We start from the raw sequence: 23,724 nt of genomic DNA, 5'->3' as shown, positions 1-23,724 counted from the left end.
CCCTACCTTCATTGTAACTGGATTTGTACCACTAACTGTTAAGAATCATTTACTTTTTCTTTAAAGAAGGAGGAATTTCTAAGTTATTTTCTGTCATTAAATCACCATCACTCATAATTTCTCTAGGGTTGCCATCACCAACAATTTTACCTTTATTCATCACAATTACTCGATCGCATACTTCTAAAATTAACTCTAAATCATGGGAAGATATTAAGATGGTTTGACAAGAAGATTGTAGAAAATTAATTAATCTACGTCTTGCTTTTAAATCTAAATTAGCACTAGGCTCATCATACAAAATAATTTGAGGATTCATAATTAAAACCGATGCGATTGCTACCATACATTTTTCTCCTCCTGATAACTCATGAGGTATCCTATTTTGTAGGTGTTCAATCCCTGTCGATCGTAAAACTTCCATTAATTTTTTATCTATTTCTTCTGAAGATAAACCTAAATTTTCAGCACCAAAAATAATATCATCTTTCACAGTTGGACAAAATAATTGATCATCAGGATTTTGAAAAACCAAACCTATTTCGGGATAAAAATTATTTGGAAATATAGTTTTATTAAATAACTTTATTTCTCCTTTATTGGGATTTAAAACACCACAAATTGATAAAAATAAAGTAGTTTTTCCTGCTCCATTTGCACCGATTAAACCAACTTTACTATTGGTACTTACTGTTAAAGATACATTGTCAAATACTTTATAATTATTATATTGAAAACATAAATTATGAATAAAAATAGCCGTCATTAATATTATATTTTAAGAAGATAATTGCGTTGTTTCGGATTTTTAGATAAACTTAATTATCAGTTAAAAGTAGTTAATATTTAAGTTTAATAAATTTTGAATATCGATAATATTATAACAATAATTAATCAGAAAAATAAAAATAATATTTATCTTTGACAAAACCAAAAATTGATAATTATGGTATAATTGAACTAATATTGTTATAGATAAAACCTGCTTAATGAGGTAAATAGTACATGAGAAACATGGGTCATGATCCCTGGGATCAAATTAAAGAGGAAATAATCTTATTATGTGTTCAGTGGTATCTTACAGAAAGATTAAGCTATTCTCAATTGAAAATAGTTATGCAACAAAGAGGTTTTAAACTCGATCCTCGTACGATTAATAATCTCGTTACTGAATATTCTCCTTTAGCGATGAAAAGATTTAAAGAAACAGAAAGAAGACGTAAAAAAGGATGGAGAGTTATACAAATACCTTTTAAAATGCAGGGACGTAAAAAATATTTATATCGAGCTTTAGATGCCCAAGGAAACACTTTAGATTTTATCATTACAGGCAGAAGAAGTAAAGAACAAGCGAAAAATTTTTTTGAAAAAACTATCTCTAAAAATTCTCAAATAAATACAACTAAAATTCTATCAAAAAGAGAGAAAGCCTCTATTCAAAATAATAATTTATTGAGTAAATTTTTTATCATAGTTATACTTTCATCTTTAGGTATTTTTGTGTTTAATCAAGTAGCTAAATATACAGAAAATAATAATCATCAGTTTCAAAATAATTCTTCTGCAAACTTTAATTCATATTTTTAAATTATGTAGAAATTCTATAGGAGTTATAAGATTTTATTCCAGTAAAATTTATCATTTATACATAAAATTATGTTAGTAATGTTAATTGTCATAAAACCATAAAAAAATATTATATTAGTAAATAGTATTACCTCAAATTAATGTTTTTAAAATCTTATTATAAATCTGAAGATTTTTCTCTAAAGTTATTATCTATTAGTTTATTTATTTTACCTTTTCAAACTTTTTTTTCTATATCAATTCTATTCTTTCTTATTTGTAAGTTATGGAATAATAATTATAAAATGATCGTAAAAGATTCTCTTACTAATTACTTTATTTTATTATCAGGATTAATCATAGTTTCCTGTGTTTTTGCTTATAATAAAGGAGAAGCATGGTTAGGAATTGCTCATCTTATTCCTTTCTTTTTCTTATTTTTAAGTTTAAGAACTTTAATTACTAATTATTTCCATCTTTACTATATTATCTTCCCAATTATTTTCAATTCAATTATTATTTGTTTTTTGGGTATTGGAGAAGTTAAATTCGGTTGGCAAACTTATGATTTCATCTATAAAACTTTGGGATGGAGATTAATTGCTTATGGTACACCAGAAGGGCGTATGTCGTCTGTTTTTCCTCATGCAAATCCTTTGAGTTTATATTTAACCACAGCTTTATTTTTTACCTTAGGATTATTAATTGATAGATGGAAAAAAAATAAATTTGATCAGATAAATTTTTTCTTAATTTTTACGTTATTTTTTAACAGTATATCTTTAATTTTAACCAGTTCTCGTAATGGTTGGATGATTACATTTTTAGGTTTTTTAGCTTTTGCTATTTATCTTCAATGGCACTTCATTTTACAGTTATTAACTATGGGTACAATTTTCATAAGTTGGGCATCTTTTGGTGATTTACCCGGACAATCTTTATTAAGAAAAATTATACCAAGTTTTGTATGGGCAAGATTATCTGATCAAATGTATCCCGATCGACCTTTATCTACGTTAAGATCTACTCAATGGGATTTTTGTCTTGATTTAATCAAAAATAAGCCTTTTTTTGGATGGGGATTAAGAAATTTCAGTATTTTATATGAGGAAAAAACCGCCACTTATTTAGGACATCCTCATAACTTTTTTTTGATGATTGGTGCCGAAACGGGATTAATTACTTTAGTGGTGATGATGTTTATTATTAGTAAAATTTTATGGAGAGGAATAATCATATTAACTAAGTTTAAATCAGAAAAAAATAAAACCATAATTTTATTTAGTTATCTCGTAATTTTTTGTGGTTATGTTATTTATAATTTATTTGATGTTAGTCTTTTTGATTTAAGACTTAATATTTTAGCATGGGTTATTTTAGCTTCTATTTCTGGAATAAATAACATATATAATTATAGCTTTAATTCTAATTCGATCGAGAAGGATAATAGATATTAGAAACGATGTTCAAACTCAATAATACCAAGAGTATCTTGCTCAAAATCACTAGAACCTCTTAAGATAGTTTTATCATTAAGACGGTATATAATATTATATTGAGGAGCTAGTTCCTCTGTCAAAATTTTAGTAATAGAAATAGAGAAATTATCAGTAATATCTAAACCTAATTCTGCTCCAAAAGCAAGAGTCGATGTGCGTTTTTCTGAGTTAAATATTTGAGTAGGAAATAACCTTAATTGATTAAAACCAAAGTTCTTTTGTAACTGTCCTTGAACACTTCCTAAAAGAGCAGCACTAGCCAAATTAGCCAACCCTAAATTACTATCTCCTTCCGTAAAATTATCAAAAAAACCTCCCCCTAAAAGAGCCACTATTTCATTTTGACTTCTTTGGGGACTACTACTTAATTCTATATCATCTTTTAAGTTATCACTCCAACCTTTTATGGTTGCTTTTACTCTTACCGTTTGAGCAGTATTTACAGAAGAATTACTTAAATCTCGAATTTCATTAGGATTAGAGTTATCAATTAATTTATAACGATTAGTTTCTGTAACCCTACTTTCTAATTGTAAATCAAGATAGGGATTAAAACCATTTTCAGGAGTAAATCTAGCAATATTATTACCATTTGCTAAATTAAATTGACTGGTAAAAAGATTTAGATTTCCACGAGTTAAATTAATAATTCCGTCAGGTTTTAAGTTACTTAAATTACCATTAATTTTTAAACTACCTTCAGCAGTTAAATCTAATAAAGGTGGTTGACTAATATTAATATTTTTACCTAAAATTAAATCTAAATCATTAATCTTTATATTAGAAATTATGCCCTTGTTTGTTATAATACTTTCCTGATTTCGGGAGTTATCTTTAATCAAAATTTCTCCATTGTATAACTTAATTTTACCACCAATCTCAGGCTTGATCGAGCTTCCAGAAATCGAGACAGTACCTTGAGCATTACCTTGATATAAACTATCAATATCTAAAGCTAAATCATCGATACTAATAGTTAACATATCATTAGAAAAAGTACTATCAATTAGAGGTAAACTTCCATTTATACTGATATTTCCACCACTAAAATTTCCTGTTAAATTAGGTATAGTTAATTGAGAAAAATTAAAAAAAACTTCTCCATTAATATTAGTAATTGATTTATCCGCTAAAATTTTACCATCAATAATACCATCTTTAAACATAGCAATTCCTTGAGTTTCAACATTAGTGATTTGATTAGTTAATTGATAGTATTTTCCATTAATATCCAAATTAATATTACCATCTCCTTTTAACCAATTTAGTTGATTATTTGTAAGAATATTTAATAATCCAAAACCATCCTCTGACAGATTTAGACTAATTTTAAAATTATTATTATTAGGGATTATAGAATTAGGAAATAATTGAAAAGGAAGACTTCCAATAATTATTAAAGGTTGATTATTTTTTGTTAAATTACTGTTAGCTAAAAAATCAATACGAGAGTTTCTAAAGCCAAAACTAGCAGTTGTTTCATCAATTTTAGTCCCATTAATCTTAGAATTAATAATCTCAATATTACCTTTAGCTAAAGGCTTTTCTTCACTGCCACTAATAGCAATATTGGCATTTATTATTCCTTCAATATCTAAAGATTTGGGAATATTGACGACTTCTTTAAATTGAGATATAGAAAAATCAGATAATTTAATTTCACCAGAAATACGTTCTTTGGAATAAGTACCAGTTAAAGATAAAATGCTATTATCACTCTGAATTTGTATAGGTAATAAAGTTAATAAACCATCATTAAAGCTACCTGTTGCTTGTAAAAAATTTCCTTCATGTTTTCCCCATTGCCAATCATCTCCTCGAAAATCAAACTCAGTTTGTAAGCCTTTATTGAAAGAAAAAGAAAAATCTATTTTACCTCGAAAATTTCCTTGCAAATCTTCTAAAGCAGGAATACTAGCATTAATGCGACTAACTTCTTGTTGTGTAAATTCTGTTTGTATTTTGCGGAAAAAAGCTAAGGTATCAAGTAAAGAATCATCATCACTATTAATCGAAGCTAAAGGTTTTAATTCGTTATCAGAAATGGAGACAACTGGAGAGGTTGCCTTTTCCTTCGAGTTATCAGAAGAAATGGAGACAACTGGAGAGGTTGCCTTTTCCTTCGAGTTATCAGAAGAAATGGAGACAACTGGAGAGGTTACCTTTTCCTTTGAGTTATCAGAAGAAATGGAGACAACTGGAGAGGTTGACTTTTCCTTCGAGTTATCAGAAGAAATGGAGACAACTGGAGAGGTTACCTTTTCCTTTGAGTTATCAGAAGAAATGGAGACAACTGGAGAGGTTGACTTTTCCTTTGAGTTATCAGAAGAAATGGAGACAACTGGAGAGGTTGACTTTTCCTTTGAGTTATCAGAAGAAATGGAGACAACTGGAGAGGTTGACTTTTCCTTTGAGTTATCAGAAGAAATGGAGACAACTGGAGAGGTTGACTTTTCCTTTGAGTTATCAGAAGAAATGGAGACAACTGGAGAGGTTGACTTTTCCTTTGAGTTATCAGAAGAAATGGAGACAACTGGAGAGGTTGCCTTTTCCTTTGAGTTATCAGAAGAAATGGAGACAACTGGAGAGGTTGCCTTTTCCTTTGAGTTATCAGAAGAAATGGAGACAACTGGAGAGGTTGCCTTTTCCTTTGAGTTATCAGAAATGGAAATAACTGGAGAAGTTACCTTTTCCTTAGTTTGTTTTTGAGGAGAAGAATATAAGTCATTTGCTTTTCCGTATTGTTTCGGTTGCCATGTCATTGAAAAATCTTTTAACTCAAAGATTTCCCAGCTACGCAAAAAATTCTGAATATCTCCTTCTTTTATTTCTACTTTTCCTTTCACTTGGGGATTATTTCCTAAAGAAGTCAATTCCCCACTAAATAGATACTCATTTTCTTTGTGATTGATTTTTCCTTTCTCAATTTGAATAACATCTCCCTCGGAAAAAAGTTGAGTGGTAAGAATATCTCCTTTAAAATTATTTAATGCAGGTTTTTCGATAACAACGTTAGACGCTATAAAGTTATTGTCTATTAAGTTGACTTTTATATCGGCAGAAAGACTTCCTTCTATTTTTTTTATGTTTTCGGGAAGATAAGTTAACCAAGTTTTCGTTACTTTGTCTAAGGGTATATTATTCGCCGTCACTGCTAAAGTCTCTGTTTCTCTGATGGCTTCAATTCTACTATTATTGTTTTGTATCTCTATTTTTTGAGGTTGGTTTTTGTTATCTATCTCTAAATAAAATTTGTCTTCTGTCGTTGTCGAATCTAGATGTAAGTTTATCCCTTCTTTTGCTGAAGTTGTTAAATCACCCTTCAAGGAAGAAAAGCCTATATTTGCTAATTGAAAATTATTAAGGTTAACTTTTCCCGTTAAGGTTGGTTGAGATATATTGCCGACAAGTCTGCCTTGAAAATCTATATTTCCCTGATAGTTAACTATATCTAATGATGAGGATAGGGGTAAGCTGTGTAAATCTATCTCTTTACCAATAATTTCTAAGTTGACATCTTTTAATGTTTCGGTTTCTATGTCATAATCTATAAATCCTTTTACTAAAACTCGATCGTGCAGGGTATCGTTGGTATCGTAAAGTGATGTTGCTCGATCGAGTCTAGCTTCTTTAATTTCTAGTACTTTACCATTCCAAACAAAGTCGGTAGAAATAGGTTGATGAATAATATTAATACCCTCATTAAAAATTAAATTACCTTTCAAGTTAAGGCTATCGGCTGTTAAATTATTAACATCCCCTCTCCAAGTTATATCTCCTGTTACTCCTCCTCTAAAGTTATCCGCGAAATCAGCTAAAGAGAAATTCCTTAAGTTGGTTTGTGCTATAAAGTTATCATTTTGAAAATTAAAGTTATCTATATCCACTTTTCCTTGAGGTAAAAATAAATTACCTTTTCCTTGAATCACCATCTCATCATTCTTATTTAATACTCCTGCTACTTGCAACTCTCCTTTAAGTCTTCCGTTTTTTATCACCGGCGAAGTCATATTAATAGAAGGTAATTGAGAAAGAGAAAGATTATTTAAAGTCATCTTCGTTTCCCAGTTTCCCTTTTGCAAACTGGTATTATTTAAGATAACCCTTCCTCCTGCCAAATTAAAATTAAATTTTCCTGTTAAGTTAATCTCTTCTGGCGTTATCTCTTCTCTATTTCCTGTCACGAAAAACTCTCCATTTAATAAAGAGTCACTGCAACCAATTTTTTCACAATCGAGATTCGGTAATTGTGTTAACCTTAGCCCGGATAAATTAACTTCCCCTTGCCATGTTTGAGGATTAATCTCGAAATTATTAATCGTTGCCTTTCCTTCTCCTAACTCGATGATGGAATTTCCTGTTAATCGACTTTCTTGCAAATTACGCCAATTTCCAAATAGCTGATAATCCCCATTAACTAAGCCAATCGTCATCGGCAATTTTTGTTGATAAAGAGTTGCTATCTTTTCCCCTTCAATATCTATCCCTTGCCAATTAATTAAAAAACTATCATCTTTTTTACCTAAGTTTATCTTGCCATTACCTATCACTTTCCCACCGATAGTTGGTAACAACTCAAAATTATTAATGATCAATTTTTGAGAAATAATATCCAAGTCTCCTGCGATTTTTTCAAAAGTTATCTTATCGATTTGCGTTTTTCCGACACTGATAATTTTTGTGGCAATTTTGGGTTTGTTAATATTCCCCGTTATCATCAAGTCTCCCCTGATTTTTCCTTGAGTAATTAAATCCCTGGTATCAATTTTTAAACTAGAAAAAACTTTGTCAATCTCTATATAATTTTTTGTTGCAACTTGGAGATTTAGGTGATTATTTTCTATACTTCCATTGACTTTTGCTGGGATTAAATCTAAATTTGTTTCAATATTTTTTAGATTGATAATTTTGTTGCTGATTTTAATATTTCCTTCAGTTTTCGTTAATTTATTTGGAATATTTGGAATTGTTAAATTTACTTGATTAATAAATAAATTTCCTTCAATTTTTTCTAAATTATCTTTAACAAAGTTCAAAAATAAATTTCCACTAACTTTTCCTGAATCTGCATTAACAGGTATATTTAATAAATTATTAACATTGTTTGTCGCTAAATCCTTTGTATTAAGTTTAATCAACCACTCTTTTTTTTGAGGATAATGTAAACCTATGGCAATAATTTTGCTACCATCATTTAGATTTCCTTTTACTTCAAAAATCTGTTGATTTTCTTTGAATAATATATTTCCAAACGGTAAATTAATTTTTGTTAAGTCTTCTTGAATTATTCCTTGACGTTGATTCCCTTTTATGATGAGGTTTCCGTTTTCTAAAGCAATATTATTAATATGAATAGACTTTCCTAAAAAAATATTATTATTATTTTGTTTATTATTTAAGTTAATTTTTATCCAACTATTATCTTTATTTTGTTGTAAAAAACCTTGAGGATTAAGAATATTAATCCCTAATTTAATATCTTGATTTGCTAATATTTGCAAAGGACTAAAATTAATTTCTACTCCTTCAGCTATAATATAATCATTCTCCTTAGTGGTGGTATCAATTCTTGTTTCTCCTAATCTAATGCTTGTGAGAGAAACTGCTTTTATTTTACCTAGTTTAACAGGACGAGAAATATAATCACTAACAGGTTTTTCTATGAGGGGGATTAATTTTTGAGTCAGAAAATACCAGCTATAACTTATTCCCCCTCCCAAGGATAATAGGATGAAATATATAACCCAATGCAAAACATTTTTTCTTTGTGCAATTTGTGATATTTTTCCGTTTTCTTCTGGGTTTTTAGAAATAGAATAGTTTGAGGTATCAATCATAATCTTTTACACATCTAAGATTTGGCGATTTTGATGTCAATAACGGAGTAGGTAAAATTATCTATACATATGGCAAAACTAAAAAAATTATCTTTATAAGTGAAAACAGTAATCATCAAGATACTTTTACAAAAGAGTTTTTAGCTCTTATCACGATCGTATTTCGACTTTTGAAAGATATTTTTTTACATTTTATTGTAATCAATTCTTTGGTAACAAGGAGTTTAAAACTATTGTTTATCTACAATGAATTTTGTACTGATAATTAGCAGGTGTAGAGAAGTCTTACCAACATTATAACCATTGACCATGGAGAACGATCGATTAATCCTTAAATTTTCCTTGAAAAAATCAGAAAAGAGAAAACTATTGCTTCAAACTCGATCATAAAAATCCCTGAATGTATTTTTCAAAACATTAATTTTCTTCAAGTTATTGCTATAAATTTGCATTTATTGATAAAATAAGTTATCATTTATTGAATAAAAAAGTCAATAATTAAAATTCCAGTGTGAGGAGTAAATGTCACTATCTCTAAAAAAAATTTCTCTTGTAGGGATTATTTCAACGTTGATGGCTTCTTCTGTGGATGCGATCGAAGTACCTCTAAATGTCGATAATGAAATGAATCAAGTTACCTCAGTTTCCCAATTAAGAGACGTATCTCCTACAGACTGGGCATTTGAAGCTCTAAGAAGTTTGGTTGAGCGTTACGGTTGTATTGTGGGTTATCCCGATCAAACCTTCCGAGGTAATCGTGCTTTAAGTCGTTATGAATTTGCCGCAGGTTTAAATGCCTGTATGCAACAAATGGAAAGATTAATTGCGGCTAGTGAATCAGTTATGAAAGAAGATATTAATAAATTAAAGCGATTAATGCAAGAATTTGAGACAGAATTAGCCACTTTAGGAGCAAGGGTTGATAACTTAGAGGGGAGAGTCGCCTTCTTGGAAGATCATCATTTCTCTACTACCACCAAACTTAATGGAGAAGTAATTATTAGTTTGGCAAATGCCTTTAATTCCAAAGCCGAAAACTATGATGGCTTAGTCAAAAGTTCAGGACCGGCTAATGAAAATCAAGCAGTATTAGCTAACCGTGCTCGTTTAAATTTTGATACCAGTTTTACGGGCAAAGACAGACTAAGAGTGCGCCTTCAAGCTGGAAATATTCAGGCTTTTAACAAAAATACGGATATGACAAGATTAAGCTACGATACTGATACAAGTAATGACGTGGTTTTAGATGATTTATTTTATCGTTTCCCCATCGGTAAAAAAGTAACGGGTTTTGTCGGCACAAATGCCATGAATATTGATAAGGTTTTTGATGTGGGTAATCCCTATTTAGAAAGTGATAGTACTGGTACTTTAACTCGCTTTTTCCGTCGTGATCCTTTAGTCTTTCGTGGCCCTGAAGGTGCTGGAGGAGGTGTTAAAATTAAACTAAATGACCAATGGAGTTTTAATACTCTTTATGTAGCACGAAATGCCTCTAGTCCCGAAGAAGGAGAAGGCTTCTTTAATGGTGCTTTTAGTACAGGAGCTCAAATTGGCTTTTCTCCTGCAGAATCAATTCAATTATTTGCAACTTATCTTTACACTTATGAGCCGGAAGGAACGGTGAATTTGAGTAGTAGTACAGGAAGCCCAAGAGGAGGCAATGCTTTCGCAGGGAGTGCAGCAACTGCTAACAGGGTAGGTTTACAAGGCAGTTGGAGAATTACAGACAAAGTTCATTTCTCTGGTGGAGGGGGTTTTGCTTCCGCCGATAACTTACAACAACAAACTACAGGGGTAGGAGCAAGAAGTAGTACTGATTTATGGACATGGGCTGGTAATGTTTCTTTCCTCGACTTAGGAAAAGAGGGGGCTATTTTATCTCTACTAGGTGGTATGCCTCCTAAAGCCTCTAATGATCGAAATACATCTTATATGATCGAGCTACAGTATAAATATCCTGTCAACGATAATATTTTGATTACTCCGGGTGCCTATGTAGTATTAAATCCTAACCATGATAGTCGCAACGATGCTATTTGGGTAGGGGCCGTTAGAACTACTTTTAAGTTCTAGTTGCCCTACAGTTTTGTTTTTTACACCTTACTTCTATTTTAAGCGATTACTAAAAGTGACGCTCTCACGATCGAGTGTAAAGTTCGATCGTTTTTTTTGTGCTTAAACTAAAATAGGATCCCCGGTTTGAGGACATAATTGATAACTACCTTTTTCCAAACCATGTCCAACCGCAACTCTCTCATCAAAAACGAAACATTCCCCTTCCCACAAACTTTCTTCCTGGGGTATTTCTTCTAAATATTTTAAAATACCTCCTTGCAGATGATAAACCTCTTTAAAACCTTTACTTAACATCAAAGAAGTAACTTTTTCACAACGAATACCACCAGTACAAAATAAAGCTACTTTCTGATCTTTTTCTGGGTTTAAATTCTGTTCTATATAATCATTAAACTCTTTAAAAGAATTAATATGCGGATTTTTTGCTCCTTTAAAAGTACCAATATTATACTCATATTCATTGCGGGTATCTACTAATTTTACATCAGATTGAGAAATTAAATTATTCCAGTCTTTAGGCTTAATATAAGTTCCTACTTGTTTATTTGGATCTGCTTCTTCGATACCAAAAGTGATAATTTCTGGTTTAATTTTGACTTTCATCCGCTCAAATGGCATTAATTCTAGTTCTGTATATTTAATCTCAAAATCTTGATAATCTAACTCTTTTTTTATATTATTAACAACTTTATTTAACCTTTCTTTTTCTCCCACAATATTAGCGTTAATACCTTCATGAGCAATTAAAATTGTTCCTTTAATTTTTTCATTGTTACACCAACTTAAAAATTTAGTTTGTAAATCCGTCAAATTATCCAATAATAAAAAATGGTAAAATGAAGCAAACGTAAAACTCATATTAATTATTTTTTCTACTCAAATAAACAGAAACGTATTTTTATTATACTTAAATCCTGTCTCTACTCGATCGATCTTTGATGAAGGAAAGCAAAAGACAAGAGTATAATAGATGTGCTTTGTAATTAATAACTATTTAGTATTCATTATTAACTATTATGACAAGTTTACAAGTCGGCGATCGAGTCCCTGATTTTACTTTACCCTCAGCAACGGGTGAAAACGTTAGTTTAAAAGACTTTTTAGGTAAAAAAGCTGTAGTAGTATATTTTTATCCTAAAGATGATACTCCTGGATGTACAGCCGAATCCTGTGCTTTTAGGGATAGTTATGATGTATTTAAAGAAGCCGGGGCAGAAATTATTGGTATCAGTAGTGACTCGGTGGAATCTCATCAGCAGTTTGCTAATAAATATCAATTACCTTTTATTTTATTGAGCGATCGAGAAGGTAAAGTGAGAAAATTATTTGATGTACCTTCAACCCTTTTTATTCTTCCGGGTAGAGTAACCTACGTTATAGATAAAGACGGTATCGTGCGTCATATTTTTAACTCTATGTTAGATTTTAAAGCCCATGTGGAAGAGGCATTAAAAACGATTCAATCCATTAATTGATAAGTTAAATATTACTACAGCATTCCTATATGAGCAGGGCGTTTTCAAAGTCGGGGTAAAATTGAATTTTATTTAATCGCTTTAGCTGATTTTATCTATTAGCTTTGTCAATTTATTGCAAAGCGGTTTATTGATGAAAATCATTATCTCGCAAAAAAATAAATTTCATTCCTCATAGCATAACTCTACCAAAGTGAGTTAATTTCCTCCAAAAATATTGAGTTTTTTTCTATTAATTTATTAATTATTAATTAAAAATCTCTGGATTTCATACCCTTTTTGAGAATGAAAATCCCCTGCTATATGAGTCGGGAAAAATAATTATGTTTGATCAGCAGTCAGCTATCAGCTATTAGAATTTAATAATTAAAAGTATCTAATCTAAAATTATCACAAATGATTAACTATTATTTAGAATTGCTATATTATTAAATCCAATTTATTTGTTATGAAAAAGCAAAAAAAATTTTTCTTTTGAAATGAAAATAATATTAAAAAAGCTAACAAAAAATAAATTCTATATTAAATAATTATTAAAATCTTCTTGTATAATACCTGTTAAATTTATTCCATATTTTTTTAACAATCCTCTATAAAATTATTTGTAAGACTTTCACAAAAATGGTTTGTTACTTCCAACTCTTAAGTATGAGGTAATTCTGTTGTTTAATATTAAAGGTATCAAGGTAGTTGGTGCTTAAATCCTGATTTGGCGATTTGCAAACAACTCTAAAATTTTAGTTATTTTTATTAATGATTCAAGAATTTCAATATTTAATAAATTCTAATAATTTAGTAGTATTTTCAATATTTTGTGCTAATTTTAAAAATGTTAACTCTGTCGATATTAATTACTTTTGAACGTAAACACTAATATTTAAAGTTGATTTTATTTCCAATTTATTAGAGACAAAATTATTATCAATATTTATCGTTTTTGTTAAAATTTTTGATGCAATTGTCCTTTCATTTTCTTTTCCTAGATGATTGCAATTGTAATGATATAATCTAATTACTTAAGTTTTTTCTATTAAAGAATTTGTGATTATGTCAACATCGACAAAACTATATGAAGGTAAAGCGAAAATAGTTTATACTACCGAAAACGATCGAGAATATCTAACTTATTTTAAAGATGACGCAACCGCATTTAATGCTCAAAAAAAAGGCACGATCGAGGGAAAAGGGAGTATAAACTGTACAATTTCTTCCGCATTGCTTATTCTTTTAGGCGAGAAGGGGATTGAAACTCATTTTTTGGCTCAAAAGTCAGAAAGAGAAATGTTGGTAAAAGCGGTGGAAATTATTCCTTTAGAAGTAGTAGTGAGAAATATTGCGGCCGGAAGTTTATGTAAACAAACAGGTTTACCAGAAGGACAAAAATTACCTTTTCCATTGGTAGAATTTTACTTAAAAAATGATGATTTGGGAGATCCTCTCTTGACAATCGATCGACTTACACTATTAAATGTAGCGACTCCCGAACAAATATCTGTATTGAAAAAAAATGCTCTTAAAGTTAATCAATATCTGATAGAATTTTTTGCCAGTTGTGACATTACTTTGGTAGATTTTAAACTAGAATTTGGTTTAGATAGGGAAGGAAATATCATTTTAGCCGATGAAATTAGTCCAGACACCTGTCGTTTATGGGATTGTTTGGAACAAGATATAGAAAAAAGAGTCTTGGATAAGGATCGCTTTCGCCGAGATTTAGGTAAAGTGGAGTCAGCATATCAGCAAGTACAACAAAGAGTGTTAACTCAAATTGAAAAACTGAAAAATAGTTAGTATATTTTAAAACAATAATTGCAATTAAATTAAAATTGGTGTGTGGCAGTGAAAAACAACAAAATAAAATCTAGTTCTTTAACCGATAATCAGAATAAATCTCTTGTTAAGTTTCCTTTTGAGATTTTGAAAGGGAATAGTATGTCATCCCTAAAAGGCGGCGCTGCTCGATCAGAATTTGATAAAAAACTGTTTTGGCGAAAAACTCTCGTATTTACTTTACTCTCTAGTTTAGGCCTCGCTTCTCCTATCAAGGCGATGACCGAATCTGAAACTTTCACGGCCTCTATTCCTATCCCTGTAACCCCTGCGGATGAATTAAGTAAAAATACGATCGCATTGCCACCTCAACCTCAACCTCAACCTCTTTTATCTTCTATTCCAATTCCTGTCTTATTTCCAGACATATCTGAGAAAGAAAATTCAAAAAATTTAATTGCACAAACAGAAACAACTCCCCCTCAAACAAACCCAGAAACAACTCCCCCTCAATCAACCCCAGAAACAACTCCCCCTCAATCAACCCCAGAAACAACTCCCTCTCAAACAACCCCAGAAACAACTCCCTCTCAAACAACCCCAGAAACAACTCCCTCTCAAACAAACCCAGAAACATCATCAGAAGAAGCTAGAGTATTAGTTTCAGAAGTCGATATTGTTGGGGTAGATGGAGAATTGAGAGATTTAGTATATAACACCATTAGAACTAATCCGGGACGTACAACTACTCGATCGAGATTACAAGAAGACATTAACGCTATCTATGCCACAGGATATTTTAGTAATGTTAAAGTAACTCCAGAAGATACTCAGTATGGGGTAAAAATTACCTATGACTTACAACCGAACCCAGTTTTAAACAAAATAGAAATCGATACCCTTCCTGCCAAAAGTGACGGACAAAGTTCTTTATTACCCCAAGAAGTAATTGATAAAGCTTTCGCTGAACAATACGGCCGAATTTTAAACTTACGAGACTTACAAGAAGGCATTACCGAACTCAATAAATGGTACACTGATAATGGCTATGACTTAGCGCAAGTAGTCGGAGCACCTCAAATTAGTCCCGAAGGAGTTGTAACTCTTGTTATTGCAGAAGGAAAACTAGAGAATATAAAAGTCAGATTTTTTAACGATGAACAAGAAGAAGTAAATGGTAAAACCAGAGATTTTATCGTTACCAGAGAAATGAAACTAGAACCGGGAGATGTTTTTAATCGTCGCACAGCACAACAAGATTTACAAAGAGTTTTCGGTTTAGGGATTTTTGAGGATGTAAAACTATCCTTTAGTCCGGGTCAAGATCCTTCTGAAGTTGTGATGAATGTTGACGTAGTTGAAGGGAAAAGTGGTTCTTTAGGAGCAGGTGCTGGTATAAGTTCTAGTAGTGGTTTATTTGGTACTGTTAGTTATCAAGAACGAAATTTTGGGGGTAATAATCAAACTCTAGGAGTGGAATTTCAGTTAGGGGAAAGAGAGTTATTATTTGATCTCAGTTTTCAAGATCCTTGGATTGGGGGGGATCCTTATCGTACTTCTTATACAGCTAATCTTTTCCGTCGTCGATCGATTTCTCTTGTTTATGATGGTACAGATACAGAAACCATCCGTACAGAAGTTAATGACGATAGTCCAAGGGTAGTGCGTACGGGGGCAGGAATATCTTTTTCTCGTCCTTTGTCAGACGATCCTTTTACCCCAGCCGAATGGGTTTTGAGTGCAGGAATCCAATATCAAAATATAGAAGTACAAGATGCTGACGGCGATCTTTCCCCTCGATCAGCTGAAGCCTTTGGCAATCAAAAATTAGCTTTTAACAATAGTGGTGTTGATGACTTGATTACCTTGAGATTCAATGCGTCCCAAGATACCAGAGACAATACTTTACGTCCCACCAGTGGTAGTTTATTACTGTTCGGGATGGAACAAACCGTTCCTCTTACATCTATTTTATATAATCGAGTTAGAGCAAATTACAGTTACTATTTACCATTGAAATTGATCAATTTTGACTTTGTTAAAGGCCCTCAAACTCTAGCCTTTAATTTTCAAGCGGGAACCGTAATAGGTGATTTGCCTCCCTATGAAGCCTTTGTTCTTGGTGGTAGTAATTCTGTTCGAGGTTATGGAGAGGGAGATTTAGGCAATGGTCGATCGTACTTCCAAGCTACCGCAGAATATCGTTTTCCCATTGTCTCTTTTTTAGGCGGTGCAGTATTTTTTGACTATGGTAGTAACTTAGGATCCGGTAGTGCTGTTATCGGTAAACCTTCCGAAGTAAGAGGTTTAAGTGGTGATGGTTTTGGTTACGGTTTAGGAGTGAGAGTCCAGTCTCCTGTGGGTCCTATTCGTATCGATTATGCTATCAATAATGATGGAGATAGTCGTGTCCATTTTGGTATCGGCGAAAAATTCTAAGTAATAGGAATTGGAAATTAGGAACTAGAAATAATGAAAACACATTCCCTCTCACAATCTTGGCTAAATCAAGTACCAACCTATATATGGTATATATCCTTAGCGTCGATCGCAATTTTAATCTCTTTACCGATTCTTACCGTTGTTACCAGTGTTTTTGCTGATCATCAGGATATTTGGCAACATTTAAGAGATACGGTGCTAAAAGATTATATTATTAACTCCCTTGTTTTAATGATCGGTGTTAGTGTTGGTGTGCTAGTGATTGGGGTTAGTTGTGCATGGTTGGTAACTATGTGTCAGTTTGTGGGATCTAGTATTTTTGAATGGTTATTATTAATGCCGTTGGCCGCTCCTGCTTATATTCTGGCCTATAGTTATACCAGTATGTTAGAGTATTTTGGACCGCTCCAAATCTGGTTAAGGGATATTTTTGGATGGGAAAGTGTTGATGATTATTGGTTTCCCTCTATTCGCAATATCGGAGGGGCCATCGTGTTGTTAGTACTAGTATTATATCCCTACGTTTATCTCTTAGCGAGAGTTGCTTTTTTAGAACAGTCTGTATGTACTGTTGAGGCTAGTCGATCGTTGGGTTATAATCCTTGGCAAAGTTTCTTCAAAGTAGCGCTGCCTTTAGCTCGTCCTTCCATTGTAGCTGGTTTAGCGTTAGCCTTGATGGAGACTTTAAATGATTTTGGTACAGTACAATATTTTGGTATAAGCACCTTTACAACAGGCATTTATCGTACATGGTTTGGGATGGGAGAAAGAGTTGCTGCGGCACAATTAGCTTCTTTTCTCATGATATTTATTTTGATCTTAATCTTTTTAGAACGTCGATCGAGATCCAATGCCCGTTATTATCAAACCAATGCAATTAATCAACAAATACCCCGTTTTTGTTTGAACTGGTGGCGCAGTATCATCGCTTTTGCTACCTGTGCTATTCCTGTGATTTTAGGATTTGTTTTACCAACTATCTATCTATTAGATTTAACTATTCGTAATCGAGAAGAAACTCTTAATGATACTTTTTGGGATTTGACTAAAAATAGTCTTATCGTGGCGGTAATTAGTGCTATTGTCGCTATTCTCATTGGTTTAATTATGGCTTACGGACAAAGATTGATACCTAATACTATTCTCAATATTTCCGTGCGAATTTCCTCTATGGGTTACGCTATTCCGGGTTCAGTTATTGCGGTTGGTATTCTTATCCCTTTAGGTATTTTTGATAATAGTCTCGATAGTTGGATGCTCAATCATTTTAATATTTCTACCGGATTGTTACTCAGTGGCACAATCGTTGCCTTAGTTTATGCTTATTTAGTTAGATTTTTAGCAGTATCTTTCAATACGATCGAATCTAGTTTAAGCAAAATTAAACCCAATCTGGATGATGCTTCTCGTAGTCTCGGTTATGGGGCATTTTCTACCCTATTTAAAGTTCATTTACCACTAATGTGGGGAGGTATTTTAACGGCTGTAATGTTAGTTTTTGTTGATGTGATGAAAGAATTACCGGCAACTCTAGTTATGCGTCCTTTCAACTTTGATACCTTAGCGGTAAGGGTTTATCAATACGCCTCTGATGAAAGACTGATTGAAGCCTCTGCTCCTGCTTTAGCTATTATATTAGTGGGAATTGTCCCTGTTATTTTCTTAAGTTATCGTATTGCTCGATCGCGTAATGCAACTTCTTAATCAAGAAATTATTTACCCTCAAGGTTATCCAGATAATTATTAAAAATTTTTTTGAGAGAGAAAGAATAGAATTTTAACCTCAGTTCGATATAAAATTATAGATAAAGAGAGGGAATAGGGAATAGTGATAATAATTGATTCAAAACTATAAATTATTGGATATTACTGTACTTTTTAAGGCAAAATTTTCTCTCGAAAATAACCTTTTAATATTTTCTTTTTGTTAAATTTACCATGATTAAAACTGCTATTGGTGACAATATTGATTGTGAGACTTTAAAACATAAATTTTATGAGATAATTCCTGATAATTTTGAAAGCCTCGATCGATTTGAAATTGACTGTTTTAAGGAAGATAATTATTTAGTGATTTTAATTAATGAATCTAATCCTGAATTAATCGATCGAATTAAGAATATATTGGAAGAATATCAAATAGTTGATAATTTTATTATTCGAGATTTTCATGATGCAGAAAAAATTTATTTTAGTAAGATTGAACAAAATTTAGAAGTTTTAAACAAAAAAAATTACTATACATCTCAAAATTTTTCTATAGGTTTTATTATTTCTATTTTAGGAATCTTCTCTTTAGGAATTGTAGGAATTTTTTACTATTTTACTCGCCCTTGCGTATTAGGAAATTGTAGTGTAATTGCAGAGAAAGAAACATCAATTTCTAGTCAATTTAAAGATAAATCTCAAGATTTAACAGAAGAAAATATTAAAAATTTACAATTAAGTTTAATTACGGCAATTAATGAGTTAAAAAGAATCCCTCCTTGGTCAAAATTTCATGAAGAAGCTACTTTTTTTATCAAACAATATGAAAATGAAGTTAATCAGTTAGAGCAATTATTGACGGCTTTACAGTTAGAAAAAGATTCTAAAAGTTTGACTAAAAATCTTCCCTTATCTATTGATGAATGGAATAGAATTAAAAGTTTTTGGCAACAAGCAATTGAGCTTATTAAATCAATAACCATAGAAGATTTACAAAGTTTTAAACAGGAAAAATTAAGTTTATATCAAAATCAATTAACTGTTACTGAAAATAATATCATTAAAGAAAAACAAGCCGAAGAAAATTTAATTAAAGCTCAAAATTTAGCTACAGAAATTGAGAATAAAGAAAAACAAATTACAACACTAACTGATTTAGAAAATATAGAAAAACGTTGGGAAACTGCGATCAAACAAATAGAATCGATCGAACCTTTAACGAAAGCCTACCAAGAGAAAGAACAAATTTTAAATACTTATTTAGCTAATTTGATAAAGATACAAAAACAAATTACCACAGAAAAAAATGCACTAAATATAAAAAATCAGGCTCAAAAAACAATTGACTTAGCCTTAGAATCTCAAAAAAATAATCAATGGACAAAAGCTGTATCTTTATGGGAAAATGCGATAAATTCCTTAAAAAAAATATCTCCAAATACCCTAATCACTAAAGAAATCAAAGATTTAGAAATAAATACCACTAAACAACTAGAAACAGCTAAATCAGAATTAAAACAAGCAATAGTTCGAGAAGAAATTAAGAATGAGTTAAAAAACATTTGTAACAATGGTGAATTAAGATGTAGCTATAGTGTAGATAAGAGTACTGTTAAGATCTTTTTAGCCGAAGAATATTTAAAGAAAATTGCATCCCTATCAAATCTCAACCGTTTGACTAAAAATAATGAACAGGAAAAACAGATAAATACTCATATTGAGCAAGTAGAAAAAAATTATCAATATATTAGTACAAAATATAAAATCCTTGTAGAAGTATATAATCCTCAAAGACAATTAATTATGATTTATCACACACCTATTTAGAATACATTTTATGAAAAAATAATTAATTCAATATTTGTAAAAATTGATGCTGAAAAAAATCATCTATCTCCTTTATAATATTGAGGTCAAAATTTAGGTGAGGATGATGTTAAAAATTAAAACAAATCGTAAAAAACTAAATATATTTATTAACAAAATCAAAAAATCTTATAGTTTGCAAGGTTGTGTACTATTAAGTGCGATTTTATTATTAAGTTCGACTTATGCTGTCTATGCTCAAGATAGTCCTGCTGATTTGAAAACCGTTACAGGAGAACTGAAAGTCGGACTAGATACTCTTTGGGTAGTACTTGCATCTATATTGGTAATTTTTATGAATGCGGGTTTTGCCATGTTGGAAACGGGTTTTTGTCGTCGTAAAAATGCCGTCAATTTGTTGTCTAAAAATTTGATTGTTTTTGCCGTATCAACGATCGCTTTTTGGGTATTGGGATTTGGTTTAATGTTTGGAGATGGTAATGGTATCTTAGGATTACAAGGCTTTTTCTTGGGTGGAGCAGACAACAGTCCAGCAGTGGGAGACGCTTACGAAGGAGTTTATGGTTCTTTAAGTTGGACAGGTGTACCTTTAGCGGCAAAATTTTTATTTCAAGTTGCTTTTGCCGGTACGGCGGCCACTATTGTTTCTGGTGCAGTCGCTGAAAGAATTAAATTTATCGATTTTCTCTTATTCAGTGTCTTATTAGTGGCGATCGCCTATCCGATGATCGGTCATTGGGTATGGGGAGGGGGTTGGTTATCTCAACTCGGTTTTCAAGATTTTGCTGGTTCAACAGTAGTGCATTCTGTTGGGGGTTGGTGTGCTTTAACGGGAGCAATGATTTTAGGGCCTAGACTGGGAAAATATCCACAAGGAGGCGGTATAATGCCTTTACCCGGTCATAACCTAAGTATTGCAACTCTTGGTTGTTTTATTTTGTGGATAGGATGGTTTGGATTTAATCCTGGATCAACTATGACTGTAGGAGAAAATATTGCCTATATTGCTGTTGTTACTAACTTAGCCGCTGCTTCTGGTGGGATTACTGGTACAGTTAGTAGTTGGATTTTAGCGGGAAAACCCGATTTATCTCTTAGTATTAACGGTATTTTATCAGGGCTAGTTGCCATTACTGCTGGTTGTTCTATGGTAAGTTATTCCAGTGCCATTATGATCGGTGCTTTCGGTGGAATCCTCGTTGTTTTTGCCGTTTATTTCCTAGATAGTCTCAAAATAGATGATCCTGTGGGTGCTGTCTCTGTACACTTAGTGAATGGTGTTTGGGGTACGATCGCTGTAGGATTATTTGCTGATTCTATTATCACGGAAAACGAGAACATATCTGGTTTATTTAGCAGTGGGAATTTTAATTTATTAGGAGTTCAACTATTAGGTATTCTGAGTGTTGGGGTAACAATGGTCATTATTAGTACTCTATTTTGGAACTTATTAAAGTTCACTCTTGGTTTAAGAGTTTCTCCAGAAGAAGAATATTTAGGCTTAGATATTGGTGAACATGGTATGGAGGCTTATAGTGGCTTTTTAGACTTAGAAAGTGACATCGGAATTGACGGTAATTAAACAATGGACAATTAACAATTAACAATTAAATACCTCTTCTTTTCATGGTAGAGGATTGATTAAATTATGAAAACAATTTTTCTTGCTTTTTAGGAGAAGTTTTCAAGTAAATAAATCCATTGTATTGACAAAAAGTTTTAAATCAATTCTTGTCACTTTTCCCTTTTCCTTCTCGTTACCGAGAATTTATGATAGAGGTGCAGTGCAATATCTAAATTTAACATAAGTGATTATTTCCTGTTTACTGGTAAGATATATTAACGTTTCAGGTATTGAATTTAGATCACGATCGAAGTAATGGCAGGACATAGTAAATGGGCAAACATTAAACGACAAAAAGCAAGAGTTGATGCTAAAAAAGGTAAAACTTTTACTCAACTTTCTCGTGCTATTATTGTGGCGGCTCGTAATGGATTACCAGATCCTGAAGGTAATTTTCAGTTGCGCACAGCGATAGAAAAAGCTAGAGCGGCCGGTATTCCAAATGATAACATTGATAGGGCGATCGCCAAGGGTGCAGGAACTTACTCTGATGATGAGAATATATTAGAAGAAATCAGATATGAAGGTTATGGTATTGGGGGAGTTGCAGTATTAATTGAGGCATTGACAGATAATCGTCATCGCACGGCGGCGGATATTCGATTAGCTTTTACTAAAAATGGTGGTAACTTGGGAGAAACTGGTTGTGTTAGTTGGATGTTTGATCAAAAAGGAGTTGCTATCATTGACGGTAAGGTGGAAGAAGAACAATTATTAGAGGCTTGTTTATCCGCCAATGCTGACACTTATGAAATTATTGAAGAAAAAGACTATCAAGGTGCAGAAGTTTTCATCGAAGTTAGTCAATTAGAAAATCTAAACCAAATTTTAACTAATTATCACTTTACCGTTAAAGAGTTAGAATTGCGGTGGATACCGAATAATACGGTAGAAATTGTCGATCGAGAACAAATTAAATTTTTGCTGCGTCTTATGGATAATCTTGAGTCTTTAGACGATGTACAAAATGTAACCGCTAATTTTGAATTATGATAAATCTTAGTGAGTTTGCGATTTCCTGTTCATAGTTAATCGTAAATTAAGATTACCTTTTCTTGATCCCTCCACTTTTTAAAATTCATTCTTTATTATTAAATATGAAAAAAAGTCTTAAATTTTTTATAATAGTATTATTAAGTTTTTCTTTTTCTTTAACTAAATTTGCTCCTTCTTCTGCCCAATCTAATGCCCAATCTAATAATGTTCCAAAAGAACTATTAGAGATTGTTACTAAAATAGATTTAGCGGCTAATAATCGTGATGTCAAATTAATTGAACAAAATATTTCACCTAACTTCACGAATCAAGATGGACTAGATTATAAAACTTTTCTATCTTCCCTTGAAAAAAATTGGACAAAATATGATGATTTAAAATATACTACTTCGATCGAATCTTGGAATAGAAATGAAGATCAATTAGTAGCAGTGACAGTAACGAATATACAAGGAAGTTATAATATTAATGAGAAAAAATTTGTCCTTAATTCCCAGATAAAAGCAGAACAATATTTTGCGAATAATCAATTAATTAAACAGAAAGTTTTAGCTGAAAAAAGTGAAGTAACATCTGGAGAAAACCCCCCCAATGTTACCATTAATTTACCAGATAAAGCTCGTCCGGGACAAGAATTTGACTTTGATGTTATTTTACAAGATCCCATCGACTCAGATTTAATTTTAGGAGCGGCTTTAGAAGATAAAATTAATCCAGAATTATATATTAATCCATCTAGTTTAGAGTTAGATTCTTTATCCGCAGGGGGGATTTTTAAACGAGTAAAATTACCTATAACCTCAGAAGATCACTGGTATTCTGTTATATTAATTCGTGCTGATGGTTTAAGAATGATAACTCAGCGAGTTAATGTTGAATAGACTTTTCCCACAATTAAAAAT

At 31.7% G+C, this 23,724-nt stretch carries 14 protein-coding genes; 11 read left to right on the top strand and 3 right to left on the bottom strand.

Translation table 11 applies throughout. The features are described 5' to 3' along the window. Positions 1-49: 49 nt before the first annotated feature. On the bottom strand, positions 50-766 hold the full coding sequence (locus GM3709_RS08050; RefSeq protein ID WP_066118142.1) for an energy-coupling factor ABC transporter ATP-binding protein: 717 nt from the start codon (positions 764-766) through the stop codon (positions 50-52). Positions 767-1,014: 248 nt separating this feature from the next. Here GM3709_RS08050 and GM3709_RS08045 point away from each other — a divergent pair, with 248 nt between their 5' ends. Next, positions 1,015-1,587 carry a DDE-type integrase/transposase/recombinase gene (locus GM3709_RS08045; protein WP_231937641.1) on the top strand — a complete coding sequence of 191 codons (573 nt, stop codon included), beginning with the start codon at positions 1,015-1,017 and terminating at the stop codon, positions 1,585-1,587. A gap of 284 nt (positions 1,588-1,871) precedes the next feature. After that, positions 1,872-3,023: an O-antigen ligase gene (locus GM3709_RS08040; RefSeq protein ID WP_231937640.1), complete on the top strand. Its 1,152-nt coding sequence runs from the start codon at positions 1,872-1,874 to the stop codon at positions 3,021-3,023. Here the strand turns inward: GM3709_RS08040 and GM3709_RS08035 are convergent. Beyond that, positions 3,020-8,902 (bottom strand): translocation/assembly module TamB domain-containing protein, encoded by a 5,883-nt coding sequence (locus GM3709_RS08035; RefSeq protein WP_066118137.1) that lies wholly within the window; start codon positions 8,900-8,902, stop codon positions 3,020-3,022. The genes GM3709_RS08040 and GM3709_RS08035 overlap by 4 nt on opposite strands. A 522-nt stretch (positions 8,903-9,424) precedes the next feature. Here GM3709_RS08035 and GM3709_RS08030 point away from each other — a divergent pair. Beyond that, on the top strand, positions 9,425-10,978 hold the full coding sequence (locus GM3709_RS08030) for an iron uptake porin (protein ID WP_066118135.1): 1,554 nt from the start codon (positions 9,425-9,427) through the stop codon (positions 10,976-10,978). 102 nt (positions 10,979-11,080) lie between these two features. Here the strand turns inward: GM3709_RS08030 and GM3709_RS08025 are convergent, their stop codons facing one another. Then, positions 11,081-11,839: a rhodanese-related sulfurtransferase gene (locus GM3709_RS08025; RefSeq protein ID WP_066118134.1), complete on the bottom strand. Its 759-nt coding sequence runs from the start codon at positions 11,837-11,839 to the stop codon at positions 11,081-11,083. Between the two features lie 158 nt (positions 11,840-11,997). Between GM3709_RS08025 and GM3709_RS08020 the strand changes: the two genes are divergently transcribed. From GM3709_RS08020 to GM3709_RS07985, 8 genes are all read left to right on the top strand, one after another. Continuing rightward, positions 11,998-12,456 (top strand): peroxiredoxin, encoded by a 459-nt coding sequence (locus GM3709_RS08020; protein WP_066118132.1) that lies wholly within the window; start codon positions 11,998-12,000, stop codon positions 12,454-12,456. A 1,047-nt stretch (positions 12,457-13,503) separates the two neighbouring features. Further along, complete coding sequence (purC, locus tag GM3709_RS08015) at positions 13,504-14,247, top strand: phosphoribosylaminoimidazolesuccinocarboxamide synthase (RefSeq protein WP_066118130.1); 744 nt, start codon at positions 13,504-13,506, stop codon at positions 14,245-14,247. Between the two features lie 141 nt (positions 14,248-14,388). After that, positions 14,389-16,665 (top strand): BamA/TamA family outer membrane protein, encoded by a 2,277-nt coding sequence (locus tag GM3709_RS08010; RefSeq protein WP_231937639.1) that lies wholly within the window; start codon positions 14,389-14,391, stop codon positions 16,663-16,665. A gap of 33 nt (positions 16,666-16,698) precedes the next feature. After that, positions 16,699-18,372: an iron ABC transporter permease gene (locus GM3709_RS08005; RefSeq protein ID WP_066118126.1), complete on the top strand. Its 1,674-nt coding sequence runs from the start codon at positions 16,699-16,701 to the stop codon at positions 18,370-18,372. Positions 18,373-18,606: 234 nt separating this feature from the next. After that, a complete protein-coding gene (locus GM3709_RS08000; RefSeq protein WP_066118123.1) occupies positions 18,607-20,202 on the top strand; it encodes a hypothetical protein in 1,596 nt (531 codons plus the stop codon). Positions 20,203-20,308: 106 nt separating this feature from the next. Next, positions 20,309-21,784 carry an ammonium transporter gene (locus GM3709_RS07995; protein WP_066118120.1) on the top strand — a complete coding sequence of 492 codons (1,476 nt, stop codon included), beginning with the start codon at positions 20,309-20,311 and terminating at the stop codon, positions 21,782-21,784. Positions 21,785-22,081: 297 nt separating this feature from the next. Further along, positions 22,082-22,819 (top strand): YebC/PmpR family DNA-binding transcriptional regulator, encoded by a 738-nt coding sequence (locus GM3709_RS07990; RefSeq protein ID WP_066118119.1) that lies wholly within the window; start codon positions 22,082-22,084, stop codon positions 22,817-22,819. Positions 22,820-22,923: 104 nt separating this feature from the next. Then, a complete protein-coding gene (locus GM3709_RS07985; protein WP_066118117.1) occupies positions 22,924-23,703 on the top strand; it encodes a hypothetical protein in 780 nt (259 codons plus the stop codon). Positions 23,704-23,724 lie beyond the last annotated feature (21 nt).

The sequence above is a fragment of the Geminocystis sp. NIES-3709 genome, from assembly GCF_001548115.1.
In the GTDB taxonomy this organism is placed as follows: domain Bacteria; phylum Cyanobacteriota; class Cyanobacteriia; order Cyanobacteriales; family Cyanobacteriaceae; genus Geminocystis.
Note: the sequence above shows the minus strand (reverse complement) of the source record. Positions and strands in the feature narration are given on the sequence as shown.

Bases quoted from the DNA above. Each gene is read 5' to 3' on its own strand.
- GM3709_RS08050 (WP_066118142.1), bottom strand. From the start codon at position 766: ATGACGGCTATTTTTATTCATAATTTATGTTTTCAATATAATAATTAT.
- GM3709_RS08045 (WP_231937641.1), top strand. From the start codon at position 1,015: ATGGGTCATGATCCCTGGGATCAAATTAAAGAGGAAATAATCTTATTA.
- GM3709_RS08040 (WP_231937640.1), top strand. From the start codon at position 1,872: ATGATCGTAAAAGATTCTCTTACTAATTACTTTATTTTATTATCAGGA.
- GM3709_RS08035 (WP_066118137.1), bottom strand. From the start codon at position 8,902: ATGATTGATACCTCAAACTATTCTATTTCTAAAAACCCAGAAGAAAAC.
- GM3709_RS08030 (WP_066118135.1), top strand. From the start codon at position 9,425: ATGTCACTATCTCTAAAAAAAATTTCTCTTGTAGGGATTATTTCAACG.
- GM3709_RS08025 (WP_066118134.1), bottom strand. From the start codon at position 11,839: ATGAGTTTTACGTTTGCTTCATTTTACCATTTTTTATTATTGGATAAT.
- GM3709_RS08020 (WP_066118132.1), top strand. From the start codon at position 11,998: ATGACAAGTTTACAAGTCGGCGATCGAGTCCCTGATTTTACTTTACCC.
- purC (WP_066118130.1), top strand. From the start codon at position 13,504: ATGTCAACATCGACAAAACTATATGAAGGTAAAGCGAAAATAGTTTAT.
- GM3709_RS08010 (WP_231937639.1), top strand. From the start codon at position 14,389: ATGTCATCCCTAAAAGGCGGCGCTGCTCGATCAGAATTTGATAAAAAA.
- GM3709_RS08005 (WP_066118126.1), top strand. From the start codon at position 16,699: ATGAAAACACATTCCCTCTCACAATCTTGGCTAAATCAAGTACCAACC.
- GM3709_RS08000 (WP_066118123.1), top strand. From the start codon at position 18,607: ATGATTAAAACTGCTATTGGTGACAATATTGATTGTGAGACTTTAAAA.
- GM3709_RS07995 (WP_066118120.1), top strand. From the start codon at position 20,309: ATGTTAAAAATTAAAACAAATCGTAAAAAACTAAATATATTTATTAAC.
- GM3709_RS07990 (WP_066118119.1), top strand. From the start codon at position 22,082: ATGGCAGGACATAGTAAATGGGCAAACATTAAACGACAAAAAGCAAGA.
- GM3709_RS07985 (WP_066118117.1), top strand. From the start codon at position 22,924: ATGAAAAAAAGTCTTAAATTTTTTATAATAGTATTATTAAGTTTTTCT.